General features: G+C 61.2%; 13 protein-coding genes. 8 read left to right on the top strand and 5 right to left on the bottom strand.

The genetic code is table 11. The features are described 5' to 3' along the window. Positions 1-108: 108 nt before the first annotated feature. The 8 genes from ppsA to HS968_RS14400 all read left to right on the top strand — a co-directional run bounded on the left by ppsA (position 109) and on the right by HS968_RS14400 (position 8,199). Positions 109-2,481: a phosphoenolpyruvate synthase gene (ppsA, locus tag HS968_RS14435; protein WP_182366673.1), complete on the top strand. Its 2,373-nt coding sequence runs from the start codon at positions 109-111 to the stop codon at positions 2,479-2,481. A 225-nt stretch (positions 2,482-2,706) separates the two neighbouring features. Then, the gene (locus tag HS968_RS14430) at positions 2,707-3,693 is read left to right on the top strand and encodes an alpha/beta fold hydrolase (RefSeq protein ID WP_179624803.1); all 987 of its coding nucleotides are present in this window, start codon (positions 2,707-2,709) and stop codon (positions 3,691-3,693) included. A gap of 136 nt (positions 3,694-3,829) precedes the next feature. Further along, positions 3,830-4,318 (top strand): ribonuclease E activity regulator RraA, encoded by a 489-nt coding sequence (gene rraA / locus HS968_RS14425; protein WP_119691505.1) that lies wholly within the window; start codon positions 3,830-3,832, stop codon positions 4,316-4,318. A 5-nt stretch (positions 4,319-4,323) separates the two neighbouring features. After that, positions 4,324-5,310, top strand: a complete 987-nt coding sequence (locus HS968_RS14420; protein ID WP_182366670.1) for a zinc transporter ZntB — start codon at positions 4,324-4,326, stop codon at positions 5,308-5,310. Positions 5,311-5,359: 49 nt separating this feature from the next. Next, on the top strand, positions 5,360-5,611 hold the full coding sequence (locus tag HS968_RS14415; RefSeq protein ID WP_179625262.1) for a CrfX protein: 252 nt from the start codon (positions 5,360-5,362) through the stop codon (positions 5,609-5,611). Position 5,612: 1 nt separating this feature from the next. Beyond that, positions 5,613-6,437, top strand: a complete 825-nt coding sequence (locus tag HS968_RS14410; RefSeq protein ID WP_182366668.1) for a mechanosensitive ion channel family protein — start codon at positions 5,613-5,615, stop codon at positions 6,435-6,437. Between the two features lie 82 nt (positions 6,438-6,519). Next, on the top strand, positions 6,520-7,110 hold the full coding sequence (gene sigX / locus HS968_RS14405) for an RNA polymerase sigma factor SigX (RefSeq protein ID WP_179624807.1): 591 nt from the start codon (positions 6,520-6,522) through the stop codon (positions 7,108-7,110). Between the two features lie 108 nt (positions 7,111-7,218). Beyond that, complete coding sequence (locus HS968_RS14400) at positions 7,219-8,199, top strand: OmpA family protein (protein WP_119691501.1); 981 nt, start codon at positions 7,219-7,221, stop codon at positions 8,197-8,199. Positions 8,200-8,268: 69 nt separating this feature from the next. Here HS968_RS14400 and cobA read toward each other — a convergent pair whose 3' ends face one another. The 5 genes from cobA to HS968_RS14375 all read right to left on the bottom strand — a co-directional run bounded on the left by cobA (position 8,269) and on the right by HS968_RS14375 (position 15,107). Then, the gene (gene cobA / locus HS968_RS14395) at positions 8,269-9,012 is read right to left on the bottom strand and encodes a uroporphyrinogen-III C-methyltransferase (protein WP_182366665.1); all 744 of its coding nucleotides are present in this window, start codon (positions 9,010-9,012) and stop codon (positions 8,269-8,271) included. A gap of 58 nt (positions 9,013-9,070) precedes the next feature. Further along, entirely contained in the window at positions 9,071-11,788 is a 2,718-nt protein-coding gene (locus HS968_RS14390; RefSeq protein ID WP_182366662.1) for a nitrate reductase, read from the bottom strand. 69 nt (positions 11,789-11,857) lie between these two features. After that, on the bottom strand, positions 11,858-12,166 hold the full coding sequence (gene nirD / locus HS968_RS14385) for a nitrite reductase small subunit NirD (protein WP_182366659.1): 309 nt from the start codon (positions 12,164-12,166) through the stop codon (positions 11,858-11,860). Then, positions 12,163-14,619: a nitrite reductase large subunit NirB gene (gene nirB / locus HS968_RS14380; RefSeq protein ID WP_182366656.1), complete on the bottom strand. Its 2,457-nt coding sequence runs from the start codon at positions 14,617-14,619 to the stop codon at positions 12,163-12,165. Before nirB ends, nirD begins: the two co-directional genes overlap by 4 nt. Before the next feature lie 311 nt (positions 14,620-14,930). Continuing rightward, positions 14,931-15,107 carry a hypothetical protein gene (locus HS968_RS14375; RefSeq protein ID WP_182366653.1) on the bottom strand — a complete coding sequence of 59 codons (177 nt, stop codon included), beginning with the start codon at positions 15,105-15,107 and terminating at the stop codon, positions 14,931-14,933. Positions 15,108-15,200 lie beyond the last annotated feature (93 nt).

The following is a 15,200-nucleotide window of genomic DNA, read 5'->3' as shown; positions in this document are numbered from 1 at the left end:
GCTGTAGCACATGAGCATTACGAGTCTGTTTTTGACGCAGCAGGGCCGACGCGCAGCTGGCTTTACGCAAATTCTGAGCTTTTCCAACATCTTAGTGGAGAGATCACCTTGGTAGAGTACGTAGTTTCCCTCGATAAGCTCGGCAATCACGATGTTGAGCATGTGGGGGGCAAGAACGCATCCCTCGGCGAGATGATCAGCAACCTGGCTGGTGCCGGCGTTTCGGTTCCCGGCGGTTTCGCCACTACGGCTCAGGCCTACCGCGATTTTCTCGAGCAAAGCGGCCTGAATGCGCAGATCCACGCAGCCCTCGACGCGCTCGATGTCGACGATGTGAATGCCCTGGCCAAGACCGGCGCGCAGATTCGCCAGTGGGTGATGGACGCCGAATTCCCCGCCGAGCTGGACAAGCAGATCCGTGAAGCCTTCGCCACCATGAGCGCTGGCAACGACAACATGGCCGTGGCCGTGCGTTCCTCCGCTACCGCCGAAGACCTGCCGGACGCTTCCTTCGCCGGCCAGCAGGAAACCTTCCTCAATATTCGTGGCGTGGACAACGTGATCCGCGCTGCCAAGGAAGTATTCGCCTCGCTGTTCAACGACCGCGCCATCGCCTACCGCGTACACCAGGGCTTCGACCACAAACTGGTCGCCCTGTCCGCCGGTGTGCAGCGCATGGTGCGCTCGGAAACCGGCACCGCCGGCGTGATGTTCACCCTGGACACCGAATCGGGCTTCCGTGACGTGGTGTTCATCACCGGCGCCTATGGCCTCGGTGAGACCGTGGTGCAGGGCGCGGTTAACCCTGACGAGTTCTATGTGCACAAGCCGACCCTGGAAGCGGGCCGTCCGGCGATTCTGCGTCGCAACCTGGGCAGCAAGGCGATCAAGATGGTCTACGGCGATGAGGCCAAGGCCGGTCGTTCGGTGAAGACCGTCGAAGTCGACCGCGCCGAGCGTGCGCGCTTCTGCATCACCGACGCCGAGGTCAGCGAGCTGGCCAAGCAGGCGCTGATCATCGAGAAACACTATGGCCGCCCGATGGATATCGAGTGGGCCAAGGACGGTGACGACGGCAAGCTGTACATCGTGCAGGCGCGTCCGGAAACCGTTAAGAGCCGTGCCAGCGCCACCGTGATGGAGCGCTACCTGCTCAAAGAGAAAGGCACTGTGCTGGTTGAAGGCCGCGCTATCGGTCAGCGCATTGGCGCCGGCAAGGTACGCGTGATCCACGACGTGTCCGAAATGGACAAGGTGCAGCCGGGCGACGTGCTGGTCTCCGACATGACCGACCCGGATTGGGAACCGGTGATGAAGCGCGCCAGCGCCATCGTTACCAACCGCGGCGGGCGTACCTGCCATGCGGCGATCATCGCCCGTGAGCTGGGCATTCCGGCCGTGGTCGGTTGCGGCAACGCCACCAGCGTGCTGAAGGATGGCCAGGGTGTCACCGTCTCCTGCGCCGAGGGCGACACCGGCTTCATCTTCGAAGGCGAGCTGGGCTTCGATATCCGCAAGAACTCGGTCGACGCCATGCCGGATCTGCCGTTCAAGATCATGATGAATGTTGGCAACCCGGATCGCGCCTTCGACTTCGCTCAGTTGCCGAACGAAGGTGTGGGTCTGGCGCGTCTGGAGTTCATCATCAACCGCATGATCGGCGTGCATCCGAAGGCACTGCTGAACTTCGCCAGCCTGCCGCCGGAAATCAAGGACAGCGTCGAGAAACGCATCGCCGGGTACGGTGATCCGGTCGATTTCTATGTCGAGAAACTGGTCGAGGGCATCAGCACTCTGGCCGCAGCCTTCTGGCCGAAGAAGGTCATCGTGCGTCTGTCGGACTTCAAGTCCAATGAATACGCCAACCTGATCGGCGGCAAGCTGTACGAGCCGGAAGAAGAAAACCCGATGCTGGGCTTCCGCGGTGCTTCGCGTTACATCAGCGAGTCGTTCCGCGATTGCTTCGAGCTGGAATGCCGTGCGCTGAAGAAAGTGCGCAACGAGATGGGCCTGACCAACGTCGAGATCATGGTGCCGTTCGTACGTACCTTGGGCGAGGCGTCGCAAGTGGTCGAGCTGCTGGCCAGCAATGGCCTGGCGCGTGGTCAGGATGGTCTGAAAGTCATCATGATGTGCGAGCTGCCGTCCAACGCGCTGCTGGCCGACGAGTTCCTCGAGTTCTTCGACGGTTTCTCCATCGGCTCCAATGACCTGACTCAGTTGACTCTGGGCCTGGATCGCGATTCCGGCATCGTTGCCCACCTGTTCGATGAGCGTAACCCGGCGGTTAAAAAGCTGCTGGCCAACGCCATTGCCGCTTGCAACAAGGCCGGCAAATACATCGGCATCTGCGGCCAGGGTCCGTCGGATCACCCGGATCTGGCCAAGTGGCTGATGGAGCAGGGTATCGAGAGTGTCTCGCTGAACCCTGACTCTGTGCTCGATACCTGGTTCTTCCTGGCCGAGACGCAGCCTGCCTGAGAGCAAACAGTCGATCCGACCCTAATGTCGATACGCGCGTAGGGCGGGTGCAGCCCGCCATTGCAGAGCCGGTGGCCTGTGGCCCGCCCTACGCAGCGACGACAACTCAAGGAAACGCCGCGACTTCGCAAAGAAGTTGCGGCGTTTCCTTGACTGGCTGGCATCAAGGTCTTGATTCCGTCTTCGTTACCTTTGTGGCATAGCGCCGTTGCGGTCACCTGATCCATGCAAAGCAGTAGTGAGCTTTTTCCCGTTTCACTGATCAGCGCCGAGCTGCGTGGCGATCTCAGTGAAGACGTTTATCTTCTGAAACCCAACAACAGCCCGGACTTCAGCGTCGAGCTGGCCTTGACTCGCCTTGGGCGGGCGGGTGCCGAAAGTACGCGGGGCGTGCCCGTAGTGCTGCTGCACGGCAGTTTTTCCAATCGCCGCTTCTGGTATTCGCCCAAGGGCATCGGTTTGGGGGCATACCTCGCGCGTGCGGGATTCGATGTGTGGATCGCCGAGATGCGTGGTCATGGCCTGTCGCCACGTAACGACAGTTATCGAGACAACAATGTGGCGCAGTACGTGCGTTACGATCTGCCCGCCATTGCCGATTTCATCTTCGAACAGTGCGGGCAGGCCGCGCACTGGCTTGGGCATTCGCTGGGCGGGGTCATTCTGGCCGCTGCGCTGGGCGGCGGTTTTCTCGATGAGGCGCGCGCCCGTTCGGTAGCCCTGTTCGGCAGTCAGATCAGCCGTACCTACTGGCCGCTGAAAGTACCTCCTGTGGAGTGGGGCGGTCGCCTGCTGTTGCGCTCATTTCCCTATCTGTCGGGGCGCAGGCTGAAGCGTGGCCCGGAAGACGAGCCCATCGGCCTTGCGCTGGAAACCCTGCGCTGGCTGCGATTGTTCGGACGCTTCGGTGATGCTGAGCAGGATTGGTGGGCCGGGCTTACCCAGGTGCGCCTGCCGGTTCTGGCGGTGGGCGCCGCCAATGATCATCAGGATCCCGCATGGGCTTGTCGCAAGTTGCTGCAGCAATGCAGCGCAGCGGCGACGCAGTTTTTGCTGTTGGGCAAGGAAAATGGCTTTTCCAGCGATTTCGGTCACATCGAGATGCTGGTCAGCAAGGAGGCTCAGCGCGAAGTATGGCCATTGGTCGAGTATTGGCTGGAGCATCTAGAGTTACCAGCAGGCTTCTCCGAGCCAGGGCTGGCTCCGGCCTGATAGACGTTTCTTCGGCTGCTCCATGCCGGTAAGATGTGACGCTTTGAGTGGCTTTGGTCATTCTCGGAGCTGAGTGGCAGATAGCCGTTCATCATAGAAAGCTGCTTTTCCACTGACTGTTGAAAGGAGTTTCGCCATGCACTACATCACGCCCGATCTGTGCGACGCCTACCCGGAGCTGGTTCAGGTCGTCGAGCCGATGTTCGCCAACTACGGTGGTCGCGACTCCTTTGGTGGTGAAATCGTCACCATCAAGTGCCATGAAGACAACTCGCTGGTGAAGGAGCAGGTCGACCTGCCTGGCAAAGGCAAGGTGCTGGTGGTCGATGGTGGTGGCTCCCTGCGTCGTGCGCTGCTGGGCGACATGCTCGCTGAGAAAGCAGCCAAGAACGGCTGGGAAGGCATCGTCGTCTATGGCTGCATCCGTGATGTGGATGTCATCGCACAGACTGACCTGGGTGTTCAGGCGCTGGCCAGTCATCCGATGAAGACCGACAAGCGTGGCATTGGTGATCTGAACGTCGCGGTTACCTTTGGCGGTGTGACCTTCAAGCCGGGTGAGTACCTGTACGCTGACAACAACGGCATCATCGTCTCCCCGCAAGCGCTGAGCATGCCGGAATAAACCCTATGCTCGATCAGGACGCGGCGCTGCTGCATGCATTCGTGCTGGATGGGCGTGGCGGCGCGCGCAACATCACTCACAGTGCCCTCGAAGACCTACAACTGGGCGAGCAGGAAAGCCTCTGGCTGCACTGGGATCGTGGTCAGGCGCAGGCGCAGCACTGGCTACGCGAGCACAGTGGCCTGGACGAGTTCAGTTGTGACCTGTTGCTCGAGGAGAACACCCGTCCGCGTCTGCTACCGCTGCCAAACAATGAGTTGTTGCTGTTTCTGCGTGGTATCAACCGTAATCCGGGGGCGGAACCCGAGGATATGGTGTCGGTGCGCATTTTTGCCGATGCGCGGCGGGTGATCTCCCTGCGGTTGCGGCCGTTGTTGGCCACGGACGCGCTGATCGCCGACTTGATGGCAGGCAAGGGGCCAAGGACTTCCTCGGAGCTTCTGCTGGAGTTGGCCCGTCATCTGACCAATCGGGTCGATGACCTGATCGCCGAGCTGAGTGATCGGCTCGATGTCGAAGAAGATCGCCTGGACGGTGACGAGCGCTATCGGCCCGATCACAGTCTGATGCTGCAGCTTCGGCGGCGTGCCGCCAGCCTGCGGCGCTTCCTGGCGCCGCAGCGTGATCTGTATGCGCAGATGATGCGCAGCCGGCAACCCTGGTTCGTCGAGGATGATGACGGTTACTGGAATGAACTGCACAACCGGCTGACCCGATACCTGGAAGAGCTGGAGCTGATCCGCGAGCGGGTCAGCCTGGTGCTCGAGGCCGAAAGCCAGCGCCTGGGTGAACGGATGAACCGCATCATGTATCGCTTTACGGTGATCGCCGGCATGTTCCTGCCTTTGACCTTTCTTACCGGTCTGCTCGGCATCAACGTCGGCGGTATCCCAGGCGCCGAAAACCCGGTGGGTTTCTTCATCGCCTGCGGCCTGATGCTGCTGCTGGCAGTGGGGCAAGTGCTGTTGTTTCGCCGTTGGCGTTGGCTGTGATGTGTGACTCAGTCCGCTGCTGCTGCGTCTAGCCGTGACATCCCGTGAGGTGCGCATGCACGATCCATTTGAAGAGTCTCTGCGTGATCTGCTCAAGTCATCGCCTACCAGCCATGACGATGACGCCTGCTTGCACAGAGTGCTCAAAACCGCCAACCGCCAAGTCGGCGCTGGTGATCTGTTCAGCCTGATGGGCCACTGGCTCGAGGCGTTGATGATCGCCCTGAACAACGGTTCGGCGCATGTTGCTCCGGTGTCTCGCCGTACCCAATCCACTGTTTCCGCTGACAAGGCAGATTGAAATGGAACTCGACCCCTGGACCCAAAGCCTGATCTCAGCCATGACCGCACTGTGGACTAAGGTTGCCGGTTTCATTCCCAACCTGTTCGTCGCGCTGGTGCTGGTGCTGCTCGGTTTCGTCGTGGCCAAGCTGCTCGACACCCTGCTCTCGAAGTTGCTGGGCAAGGTTGGGCTGGATCGCCTGATGACCGGTACCGGTTTGACCAAGTTGCTGGCCCGCGTCGGCATTCAGGCTTCGGTATCGACCCTGATCGGCAAGATCGTCTACTGGTTCGTGCTGCTGATCTTCCTGGTTTCGGCTGCCGAGTCGCTGGGGCTGCAACGCGTTTCTGCGACGCTTGACGTATTGGCGCTGTACCTGCCGAAAGTCTTTGGTGCAGCTCTGGTGCTGCTGGCGGGCGTGCTGCTGGCGCAACTGGTGAGCGGTCTGGTGCGCGGCGCTGCCGAGGGCGTAGGCCTGGATTACGCCAATGGGTTGGGTCGTGTAGCACAGGGGCTGGTAATCATCATCAGCATCTCCGTGGCCATCGGTCAGCTCGAGGTCAAGACCGATCTGCTCAACAACGTCATTGCCATCGTGCTGATTTCCGTTGGCCTGGCCGTTGCGCTGGCGTTGGGATTGGGCAGTCGCGAGATTGCCAGTCAGATCCTGGCCGGAATTTATGTGCGCGAGTTGTACCAGGTCGGGCAACAAGTGCAGGTTGGTGAGGTCGAAGGCCAGATCGAAGAGATCGGCACAGTGAAAACCATTCTGTTGACCGATGCCGGTGAGTTGGTATCGGTGGCCAATCGAGTGATGCTCGAGCAACGCGTGAACAGTCGCTGACGCCAATCTGTTATTTTATGCAGCTGCCCGGCAGGCATGACCTGCCGGGCACTTTTCGTCCTGACCGTCGGCCCGACTCGTTTTGAACAAAGCTCAGCCCCTGCCCACGCGCTATGACCCCCGCGAGCTCACTGATGAAGAGCTGGTGGCACGCGCCCATGACGAGCTGTTTCATATCACTCGTGCTTATGAAGAGCTGATGAGGCGTTACCAGCGCACATTATTTAATGTGTGTGCGCGTTATTTAGGGAACGAAAGGGATGCTGACGATGTCTGTCAGGAGGTGATGCTGAAAGTTCTCTATGGCCTTAAGAACTTTGAGGGTAAATCCAAGTTCAAGACCTGGCTATACAGCATCACCTATAACGAGTGTATTACTCAGTATCGAAAAGAGCGGCGTAAGCGTCGATTGATTGACGCCTTAAGTTTGGATCCGCTCGAAGAAGCTTCCGACGAAAAGACACCCAAAGTCGAGGAGCGAGGCGGTTTGGATCGATGGCTGGTACATGTCAACCCGATCGATCGCGAGATTCTGGTGCTACGTTTTGTCGCAGAGCTCGAGTTTCAAGAGATTGCCGACATCATGCACATGGGCTTGAGCGCTACGAAAATGCGCTACAAGCGAGCATTGGATCGGTTGCGGGACAAATTTTCGGACACTTCCGAAACTTAGTTCAGCTTTCCGACCACTAAGGGAGTGGCGAAACCTGATAAAATCGCCAACAAGTTGCCGACTGAAGTTAACGGCGACTTATTAACCACCAAGATGGGGATTTAACGGATGAAAGTAAAAAACACCTTGGGCGTAGTCATTGGCTCTCTCGTTGCCGCAACCTCCTTCGGCGCGCTGGCGCAAGGCCAAGGCGCTGTCGAGGTGGAGGGCTTCGTCAATCGCTACTTCACCGACGTTCAGCGTGATTACGCGCACAACGAAGGCAACCTGTTTGGTGGCAGCATCGGCTACTACCTGACTGACGACGTCGAACTGGCGCTGTCCTACGGCGAATACCACGACCTGCGTGGTGAAGGTTCGCAAGGCAGCAAGAACATCAAGGGCAACCTGACCGACCTGAAGGCCATCTACCACTTCGGTCAGCCGGGTGTTGGTCTGCGTCCGTACGTCTCTGCCGGTTTCGGCCATCAGAGCATCGGTGACGCCAACAGCGGTGGTCGTAACCACTCCACCCTGGCTATCGCTGGCGCTGGTGCCAAGTACTACTTCACCGAAATGTTCTACGCCCGTGCTGGCGTTGACGCTCTGTACAACATCGACCAGGGCGACACCGAGTGGCAAGCTGGCGTGGGTGTTGGTCTGAACTTCGGTGGTGGCAGCAAGCCTGCTCCGGCTCCGGTCGTAGCTGCTGCACCCGAGCCGATTCCTGAGCCAGCTCCGGAGCCGGCCCTGGAAACCGTTCGTGTTGAGCTGGACGTCAAGTTCGACTTCGACAAAGACCGCGTTAAAGAAGAAAGCTACGGCGACATCAAGAACCTGGCTGACTTCATGAACCAGTACCCGCAGACCACCACCACTGTTGAAGGTCACACTGACTCCGTCGGTTCTGACGCTTACAACCAAGGTCTGTCTGAGCGTCGTGCCAACGCCGTACGTAACGTACTGGTCAACCAGTACGGTGTAGACGGCAACCGCGTGAACGCTGTTGGCTACGGCGAAACCCGCCCGGTAGCTGACAACGCCACCGACTCCGGCCGCGCCATCAACCGTCGCGTTGAAGCCGAAGTGGAAGCTCAGATCAAGCAGTAATGCTTCTGATGCTCTAAGAAAAACCCGGCCTTGGCCGGGTTTTTCTTTTTCCGTTACTCCGACACATGTTTAGCCATGCAGTAACTGACTCATGCCGAGCTGAGCGCTGGTGCGCGCGACCTCGCCAATCACCAGAATGGCAGGGCTTTGCAGTGCGAAGGTTGCGGCGGCATCCTGCATCGCGGCTAGTTGGCTGCGACATTCGCGTTGTGTGGGGAGTGAGGCATTCTCGATCATGGCTACCGGCATTGCCGGATTCATGCCGCCGGCAAGCAGGCCGGCCCTTATCTCCGCCAGTTTGGCCACACCCATATAGATCACCAGTGTCGTACCGCTCTGGGCCAGCGTTTGCCAGTTTAACGGGCTGTCATCCTGCGTATGTGCCGTGATCAGTGTTACGCCGCGTGCGACACCGCGCAGCGTCAGGGGAATGCCGCAACTGGTGGCTCCCGCAAGGCCGGCAGTGATGCCGTTGACCAGCTCCACCTCGATGCCATGTTGACCAAGCCAGTCGGCTTCTTCACTGCCGCGACCGAAGATGCACGGGTCGCCACCTTTCAGGCGCACCACCGATTTGCCCTGGCGCGCGTAGCGCAGCATCAGGCGATGAATGAATGCCTGTGGGGTGGAGCGGCAACCGCCGCGTTTGCCCACCGAGACGACCCGTGCGCCCGGGCAGTGTTCGAGTACGGCTGGATTGACCAGATCATCGATCATCACCACTTCGGCCTGATTCAGTGCCTTTACCGCCTTGAGGGTCAGTAGTTCGGGATCACCAGGCCCTGCGCCCACCAGCCAGACTTTAGCGTTCATCTCGAATTCCTCGGTAGGGTGCGCCGTGCGCACCAAAAGTAGGGGAGGCTGCGCACGTTCATGCGTTCACTGCCGTGGGCTGTTGAGCCAGCAAGCGCTTGATTTCGGGTACGCAGGAACCACAGCTGGTGCCGCATTTGAGCGTCTGCTTTAGGCCGTCGAGATCCAGGCCTTGGGCGATGCCGGTACAGATCGCGCTTTCGCTGACGTTCAGGCAGTTGCATAGCGTCCGTCCGACCTTGCTGCTGGCCACGTTGCCCGGTGGTGCGGACAGCGGTGCGAGCAGCCAGCGACGTAGCTCGGCATCAGCCCGGCCTTCCTGCCAGAGTCCCTTGAGCCATTCGCTGGCAGCAGTCTCGCCGGCCAGACGGATACTGACGATGCGACCGTGCTCGATACGCACGCGCTTGCCTATGGTGCGTCGTGGGTCGTCGTAGGCCAGTACCGGGCCTTGATCCAGATCCAGCAGGCGATCGATCTGCGCCAACAATTGCGGCTCGGGGGCAACGGCACTGGCGGCTCGGATCAGCAGTGCAGGGCGTTCACGCCCGGTGGGTGTCAGGCTGGCATAGGCGAAGCCCTCGAACAACGGACGCAGTGCCTCGAAGCGTGATTGCACCTGGCCTTCGATCAAGGCGAAGAACTGCCAGGGCAAGTCGACACGATCCACCTCGACGCCGGCATGCTTGAGCTCCGGCTGTTTGGACAGCGGATCGAAGGCTGGCAGGGTCAGTACATTGGTGCCCAGGCCACGCAAGAAGCGATTGCCCCAATGCATGGGCAGCCAAGCCTGGCCGGGACGTATGCTGTCATCCGCTTGCACCGGCAGGATCAAACTGCCGCGGCGGCTGCGCAGTTTGACCAGATCTCCGTCCACCAGGCGACGACGGCGCAGCTCATCGGGATGCAGCTCCAGTACTGGCCCCTGAGCATGGCCAAACAGTTGCGGTGCAGTGCCGGTGCGGCTCATACCATGCCACTGGTCGCGCAGGCGGCCAGTATTGAGAGTCAGCGAATAGCGCGCCTCGCGCCGCTCCTTCGCGGCTCGGTAAGGCTCGGCCAGAAACTGCGCGCGGCCACTGGTCGTGGGGAAGTGTCCATTGGCATAGAGGCGTTCGCAGCCGCTGAGTGCGCCAGCCGGGAACGGCCATTGCTGGGGGCCTTGGTCATCCAGCAAGGCGTAGCTCAGACCACTGAGGTCAAGGTCGCGTTTGCTGGTCAGGTGCTTGTATTCCTCGAACAGTGCTTCGCTGTCGTGGAAATCGAAGAGGCTGGGCAGGCCGGGGCGGAGCAGTTTTTCCAGGCGACGGGCGAAGTCGCAGGTGATCGACCAGTCGGGGCGCGCCTCTGCGGGCGCTGGCACGGCGCGGCGTACATGGCTGACGCGGCGCTCGGAGTTGGTCACCGTGCCTTCCTTCTCGCCCCAGCTGGCAGCGGGCAGCAGCAGGTCGGCGTAGTGGCAGGTCTCGGTGGTGAAGAAGGCTTCCTGCACCACCACGAAGGGGCAGGCGACCAGGGCTGCATGGACTTTGTTCTGATCCGGCAGGGACTGGGCCGGATTGGTACAGGCGATCCACAGCGCCTTGATGCGTCCATCGTGCACTGCATCGAACAGTTCGATGGCGGACAGGCCGGGCGTCTCCGGCAGAGCGTCGATGCCCCAGTAGGCGGCGATTTCTGTGCGGTGGTCGGCGTTGCCGACTTCGCGGTGACCGGGCAGCAGGTTGCTCAGGCTGCCGGTTTCGCGGCCGCCCATGGCGTTAGGCTGGCCAGTGAGGGAGAACGGGCCGGCGCCGGGCTTGCCGATCTGTCCGGTGGCCAGGTGCAGGTTGATCAGTGCGCTGTTCTTCGCGGTGCCGGCCGTGGACTGATTGAGCCCCATGCACCATAGCGAGAGGAAGCTGGGTGCCTGGCCGATCCATTGCGCACAGGCCTGTAGCGCCTGGCAGTCGATGCCGCAGATCTCGGCGACGGCAGCGGGTGTGTAGTCGCGCACCAGGGCTTTCAGCGCCTCGAAGCCTTCGGTGTGGGCGTCGATGTAGGCTCGGTCGATCCAGCCCTCCCAGAGCAGTACATGGAGGATGCCGTGGAACAGGGCAACATCGGTGCCGGGCAGGATCGCCAGGTGCAGATCGGCCAGGTCGCAGGTGTCGGTACGGCGGGGGTCGATGACGATCACTTTCATGTCTGGCCGGCGCGTCTTGGCTTCTTCCAGGCGGCGGAACAGCACGGGGTGGGCGTAGGCCATGTTGGAGCCGGCAATCAGCAGGCAATCGCTCAGTTCGATGTCGCTGTAGGAGCAGGGCGGCGCGTCGGCGCCGAGGCTGCGCTTGTAGCCGACCACCGCGCTGGACATGCACAGGCGCGAGTTGGAGTCGATGTTGTGGGTGCCAACCAAGGCACGGGCCAGTTTGTTGAAGGCGTAGTAGTCCTCGGTCAGCAACTGGCCGGAGATATAGAAGGCGACGCTGTCCGGCCCGTGCTCGCGAATGGTTTCGGCGAAGACGGTGGCAGCGTGATCCATGGCGCTGTCCCAGTCCGTGCGCGAACGCGCCAGGGCCTTGCCCAGACGCAGTTGAGGGTAGAGGCCGCGGGCGTCAAGATCGCCGGTCAGGTGCAAGGTCGAACCTTTGCTGCACAGTTTGCCGAAGTTGGCGGGGTGGCTGGGATCTCCCGCTACGCCGAGGATCCTCTCACCGTCGTGCTCGATCAGTACGCCACAGCCGACGCCGCAGTAGCAGCAGGTCGAAGCGGTTATTTGCGTGGGACTGGCCATGTTCGTGGTTCCTGCGGAAAACGGGAAAAGAGTGGGAGGTGTCGCGGCTAAAGCCCCTCCCACAGGGCGTTAGGCGAAGGCCAGCAGCACACGACCGTTTTCAACCTTGGCCGCGTGCCGGTGCGCACAACCCACGTCTGGCGCCACCGCCGCGCCGCTGTCCAGTTCGATCTGCCAGTTGTGCAGCGGGCAGGCCACGCGTTTGCCGTAGATCAACCCCTGGGACAGCGGGCCGCCCTTGTGCGGGCAGCGGTCGTCGAGGGCGAAGACCTCGTCCCTGGTGGTACGAAAGATGGCGATGTCGCCCTTGGGGCCGCTGACGATGCGCGAGCCCAGCACGTTGATCTCGTCCAGGGCGCAGATATCCAGCCAGTTCATAGCGTGGCCTCCTCGAGTTGCACGACCTTGATCGGGTCGAATTCCTTCTTCAGCTGCGGTGTTTCGATGCGCTGCTTCCAGGGATCCTGTTCGAACGACAGGGCGTAGTGCAGGCGCGTAGCCAGGGCCTTGCGGTTGTCTTCGTCTTCCAGCACCGCCTTCTTGATATGCTCCATGCCGACGCGCTGCAGGTAGTGCACGGTGCGTTCGAGGTAGAAGGCCTCCTCGCGGTACAACTGAAGGAAGGCGGCGTTGTATTCGCGCACTTGCTCGGCGGTCTTGACCTTGACGAAGAACTCGGCGACCTCGGTCTTGATCCCGCCGTTGCCGCCGATGTACAGCTCGAAACCCGAGTCCACGCCGATGATGCCGACGTCCTTGATGCCAGCCTCGGCGCAGTTGCGCGGACAGCCGGAGACCGCCAGCTTGACCTTGTGCGGCGACCACATGTTGAACAGGTCGTGCTCCAGGTCGATGCCGAGCTGGGTCGAGTTTTGTGTGCCGAAGCGGCAGAACTCGCTGCCCACGCAGGTCTTCACCGTGCGGATGGATTTGCCGTAGGCGTGGCCGGAGGGCATGTCCAGCTCCTTCCACACGGCTGGCAGGTCTTCCTTCCTGATCCCCAGCAGGTCGATGCGCTGGCCGCCGGTGACCTTGACCATGGGCACCTTGTATTTGTCGGCGACATCGGCGATGCGGCGCAGCTCGGAGGGATTGGTCACGCCGCCCCACATGCGCGGCACCACCGAGTAGGTGCCGTCCTTCTGGATATTGGCGTGTGCGCGCTCGTTGATCAGGCGTGACTGCGGGTCGTCCTGGGCTTCGCCCGGCCAGGTGGAGATCAGGTAGTAGTTGAGCGCCGGCCGGCAGGTGGCGCAGCCGTTGGGCGTGCTCCAGTTGAGGAAGGCCATGGTCTGCGCCATGGAGGTCAGGTGCTGCTCGCGGATGGCCTTGCGGATCTGCCCGTGGTTGAGCTCGGAGCAACCGCAGATGGCCTTCTCGCTTTTGGGTTTGACGTCCGCCGCGCCGCCGACGGTGCTGATCAGGATCTGCTCCACCAGGCCGGTGCAGGAGCCGCAGGAGCTGGCTGCCTTGGTGTGCTTCTTCACTTCGTCGACGGAGAACAGGCCGTTTTCCTGGATGGCCTTGACGATGGTGCCCTTGCACACGCCGTTGCAGCCGCACACTTCCATGCTGTCGGGCATGTTGGCGGTTTTGTCCGCGCCCTGGTGGCCGACGTCGCCGATGGCACCCTCGCCGAACATCAGATGATCGCGGATCTCACTGATGGACTGTTTCTCGCGGATCTGCCGGAAGTACCAGCCGCCGTCGGCGGTGTCGCCGTAGAGGCAGGCGCCAACCAGCACGTCGTCCTTGATCACCAGTTTCTTGTAGACGCCGCCGATAGGGTCGGAGAGGGTGATGCACTCGGCATCGTCCGAGCCCATGAAGTCGCCGGCGGAGAACAGGTCGATGCCGGTGACCTTGAGCTTGGTCGAGGTCACCGAACCCTGGTAGCGCGAATAGCCGAGTTGGGCCAGGTGGTTGGCGCAGACCTTGGCCTGCTCGAACAGCGGCGCCACCAGGCCGTAAGCGATGCCGCGGTGGCTGGCGCACTCGCCGATGGCGTAAACGCGCGGGTCGAAGGTCTGCAGCGTGTCGTTGACCAGGATGCCGCGGTTGCAGGCGATGCCTGCGTTCTCGGCCAGTTCGCTGTTGGGGCGAATGCCGGCGGCCATGACCACCAGATCGGCGGGAATCACCTCGCCGTCCTTGAACTTCACCGCGCAGACTCGGCCCTCGCCGTTGTCCAGCAACTCGGCGGTATGCTTGGGCAGAAGGAACTTCAGGCCGCGATCTTCCAGTGACATCTGCAGCAGCTCGCCGGCGGTGCGGTCGAGCTGACGCTCCAGCAGCCAGTCGCCGATGTGCACCACAGTCACGTCCATGCCGCGCAGCTTGAGACCGTTGGCCGCTTCCAGGCCGAGCAGGCCGCCGCCGATGACCACGGCATGTTTATGGGTCTTGGCGGTGTCCATCATCGTCCGCGTGTCGGCGATGTCGCGGTAGCCGATCACGCCGTCCAGATCCTTGCCCGGTACCGGCAGGATGAAGGGGATGGAGCCAGTGGCGATCAGCAGGCGGTCGTACTCGGCTTCGCTGCCATCGTCGGCGATTACGCGGCGCGCCTTGCGGTCGATCTTCACCACCTTGCGGCCGAGCAGCAGTTTGATGCCGTTGTCCGAATACCAATTGAGGTCGTTGAGGATGATTTCCTCGAATGCCTGCTCACCGGCCAGTACCGGCGAGAGCAGGATACGGTTGTAGTTGGGGTGTGGCTCGGCGCCGAACACGGTGATGTCGTATAGATCGGGGGCGAGCTTGAGCAGTTCTTCGAGGGTGCGCACACCTGCCATGCCGTTGCCGATCATCACCAGCTTGAGTTTTTGCATGCCGGCTATCTCCTGGGTCAATAGTCACGGAAAGCTGACTGCCAGAAATGGCAGGCCAGAAAAACAAAAAAGGCGTCCCGCTAGTCACCTAGCGAGGACGCCTTTGTCCAAGTCCCGAGCTCTCGGGAAGTGCGATGCTCTTCGTTGAGCAGCGCGCTTTAATCAAGTTGTGTGGTTAGCAATGCAGTGCTTGTGCCAATTTGCAAAAGCCGCAAGTTTGGCGGGTTTCAGGGTGCATAGTGAGTGCCCGCACTTTCTGCGGGTGCACCTTTTCAAGGCTGTTGGCGCCGATTTGGTGCGGCGCTGGCCTGTCAGCGGCTGGGTTCGACCTTGCCGGCCGTGTGCTCGACCTGAATCGGCACCTGCGTCGTGGCGGCTTGATTGGTTGTTGTAGTGGCGTGAGTGGGAAGGGGTAGGGTGAGGAGTGGCCAGGCGGAGAGGCTGGCGATCAGAGCAGCGCGCTGGGCGCGTTGACGCATGGCTGGCATTGCGGTTCCTCCCAAGGTAGCTCTGCACCGAGGCGGCGCAGGGCTTTTATCGTTATGCCCTAAGGCGTAGCAGAGGAATTAGCAACTGTCACG

Origin of the sequence: Pseudomonas berkeleyensis (assembly GCF_014109765.1) — a bacterium.
Classification (GTDB): domain Bacteria; phylum Pseudomonadota; class Gammaproteobacteria; order Pseudomonadales; family Pseudomonadaceae; genus Aquipseudomonas; species Aquipseudomonas berkeleyensis.
This window is presented reverse-complemented; position numbering and strand designations above follow the sequence as displayed.

Bases quoted from the DNA above. Each gene is read 5' to 3' on its own strand.
- cobA (WP_182366665.1), bottom strand. From the start codon at position 9,012: ATGAACGCTAAAGTCTGGCTGGTGGGCGCAGGGCCTGGTGATCCCGAA.
- HS968_RS14420 (WP_182366670.1), top strand. From the start codon at position 4,324: ATGCTCGATCAGGACGCGGCGCTGCTGCATGCATTCGTGCTGGATGGG.
- HS968_RS14410 (WP_182366668.1), top strand. From the start codon at position 5,613: ATGGAACTCGACCCCTGGACCCAAAGCCTGATCTCAGCCATGACCGCA.
- rraA (WP_119691505.1), top strand. From the start codon at position 3,830: ATGCACTACATCACGCCCGATCTGTGCGACGCCTACCCGGAGCTGGTT.
- HS968_RS14390 (WP_182366662.1), bottom strand. From the start codon at position 11,788: ATGGCCAGTCCCACGCAAATAACCGCTTCGACCTGCTGCTACTGCGGC.
- nirD (WP_182366659.1), bottom strand. From the start codon at position 12,166: ATGAACTGGCTGGATATCTGCGCCCTGGACGAGATCAACGTGCTGGGC.
- nirB (WP_182366656.1), bottom strand. From the start codon at position 14,619: ATGCAAAAACTCAAGCTGGTGATGATCGGCAACGGCATGGCAGGTGTG.
- HS968_RS14430 (WP_179624803.1), top strand. From the start codon at position 2,707: ATGCAAAGCAGTAGTGAGCTTTTTCCCGTTTCACTGATCAGCGCCGAG.
- HS968_RS14375 (WP_182366653.1), bottom strand. From the start codon at position 15,107: ATGCCAGCCATGCGTCAACGCGCCCAGCGCGCTGCTCTGATCGCCAGC.
- HS968_RS14400 (WP_119691501.1), top strand. From the start codon at position 7,219: ATGAAAGTAAAAAACACCTTGGGCGTAGTCATTGGCTCTCTCGTTGCC.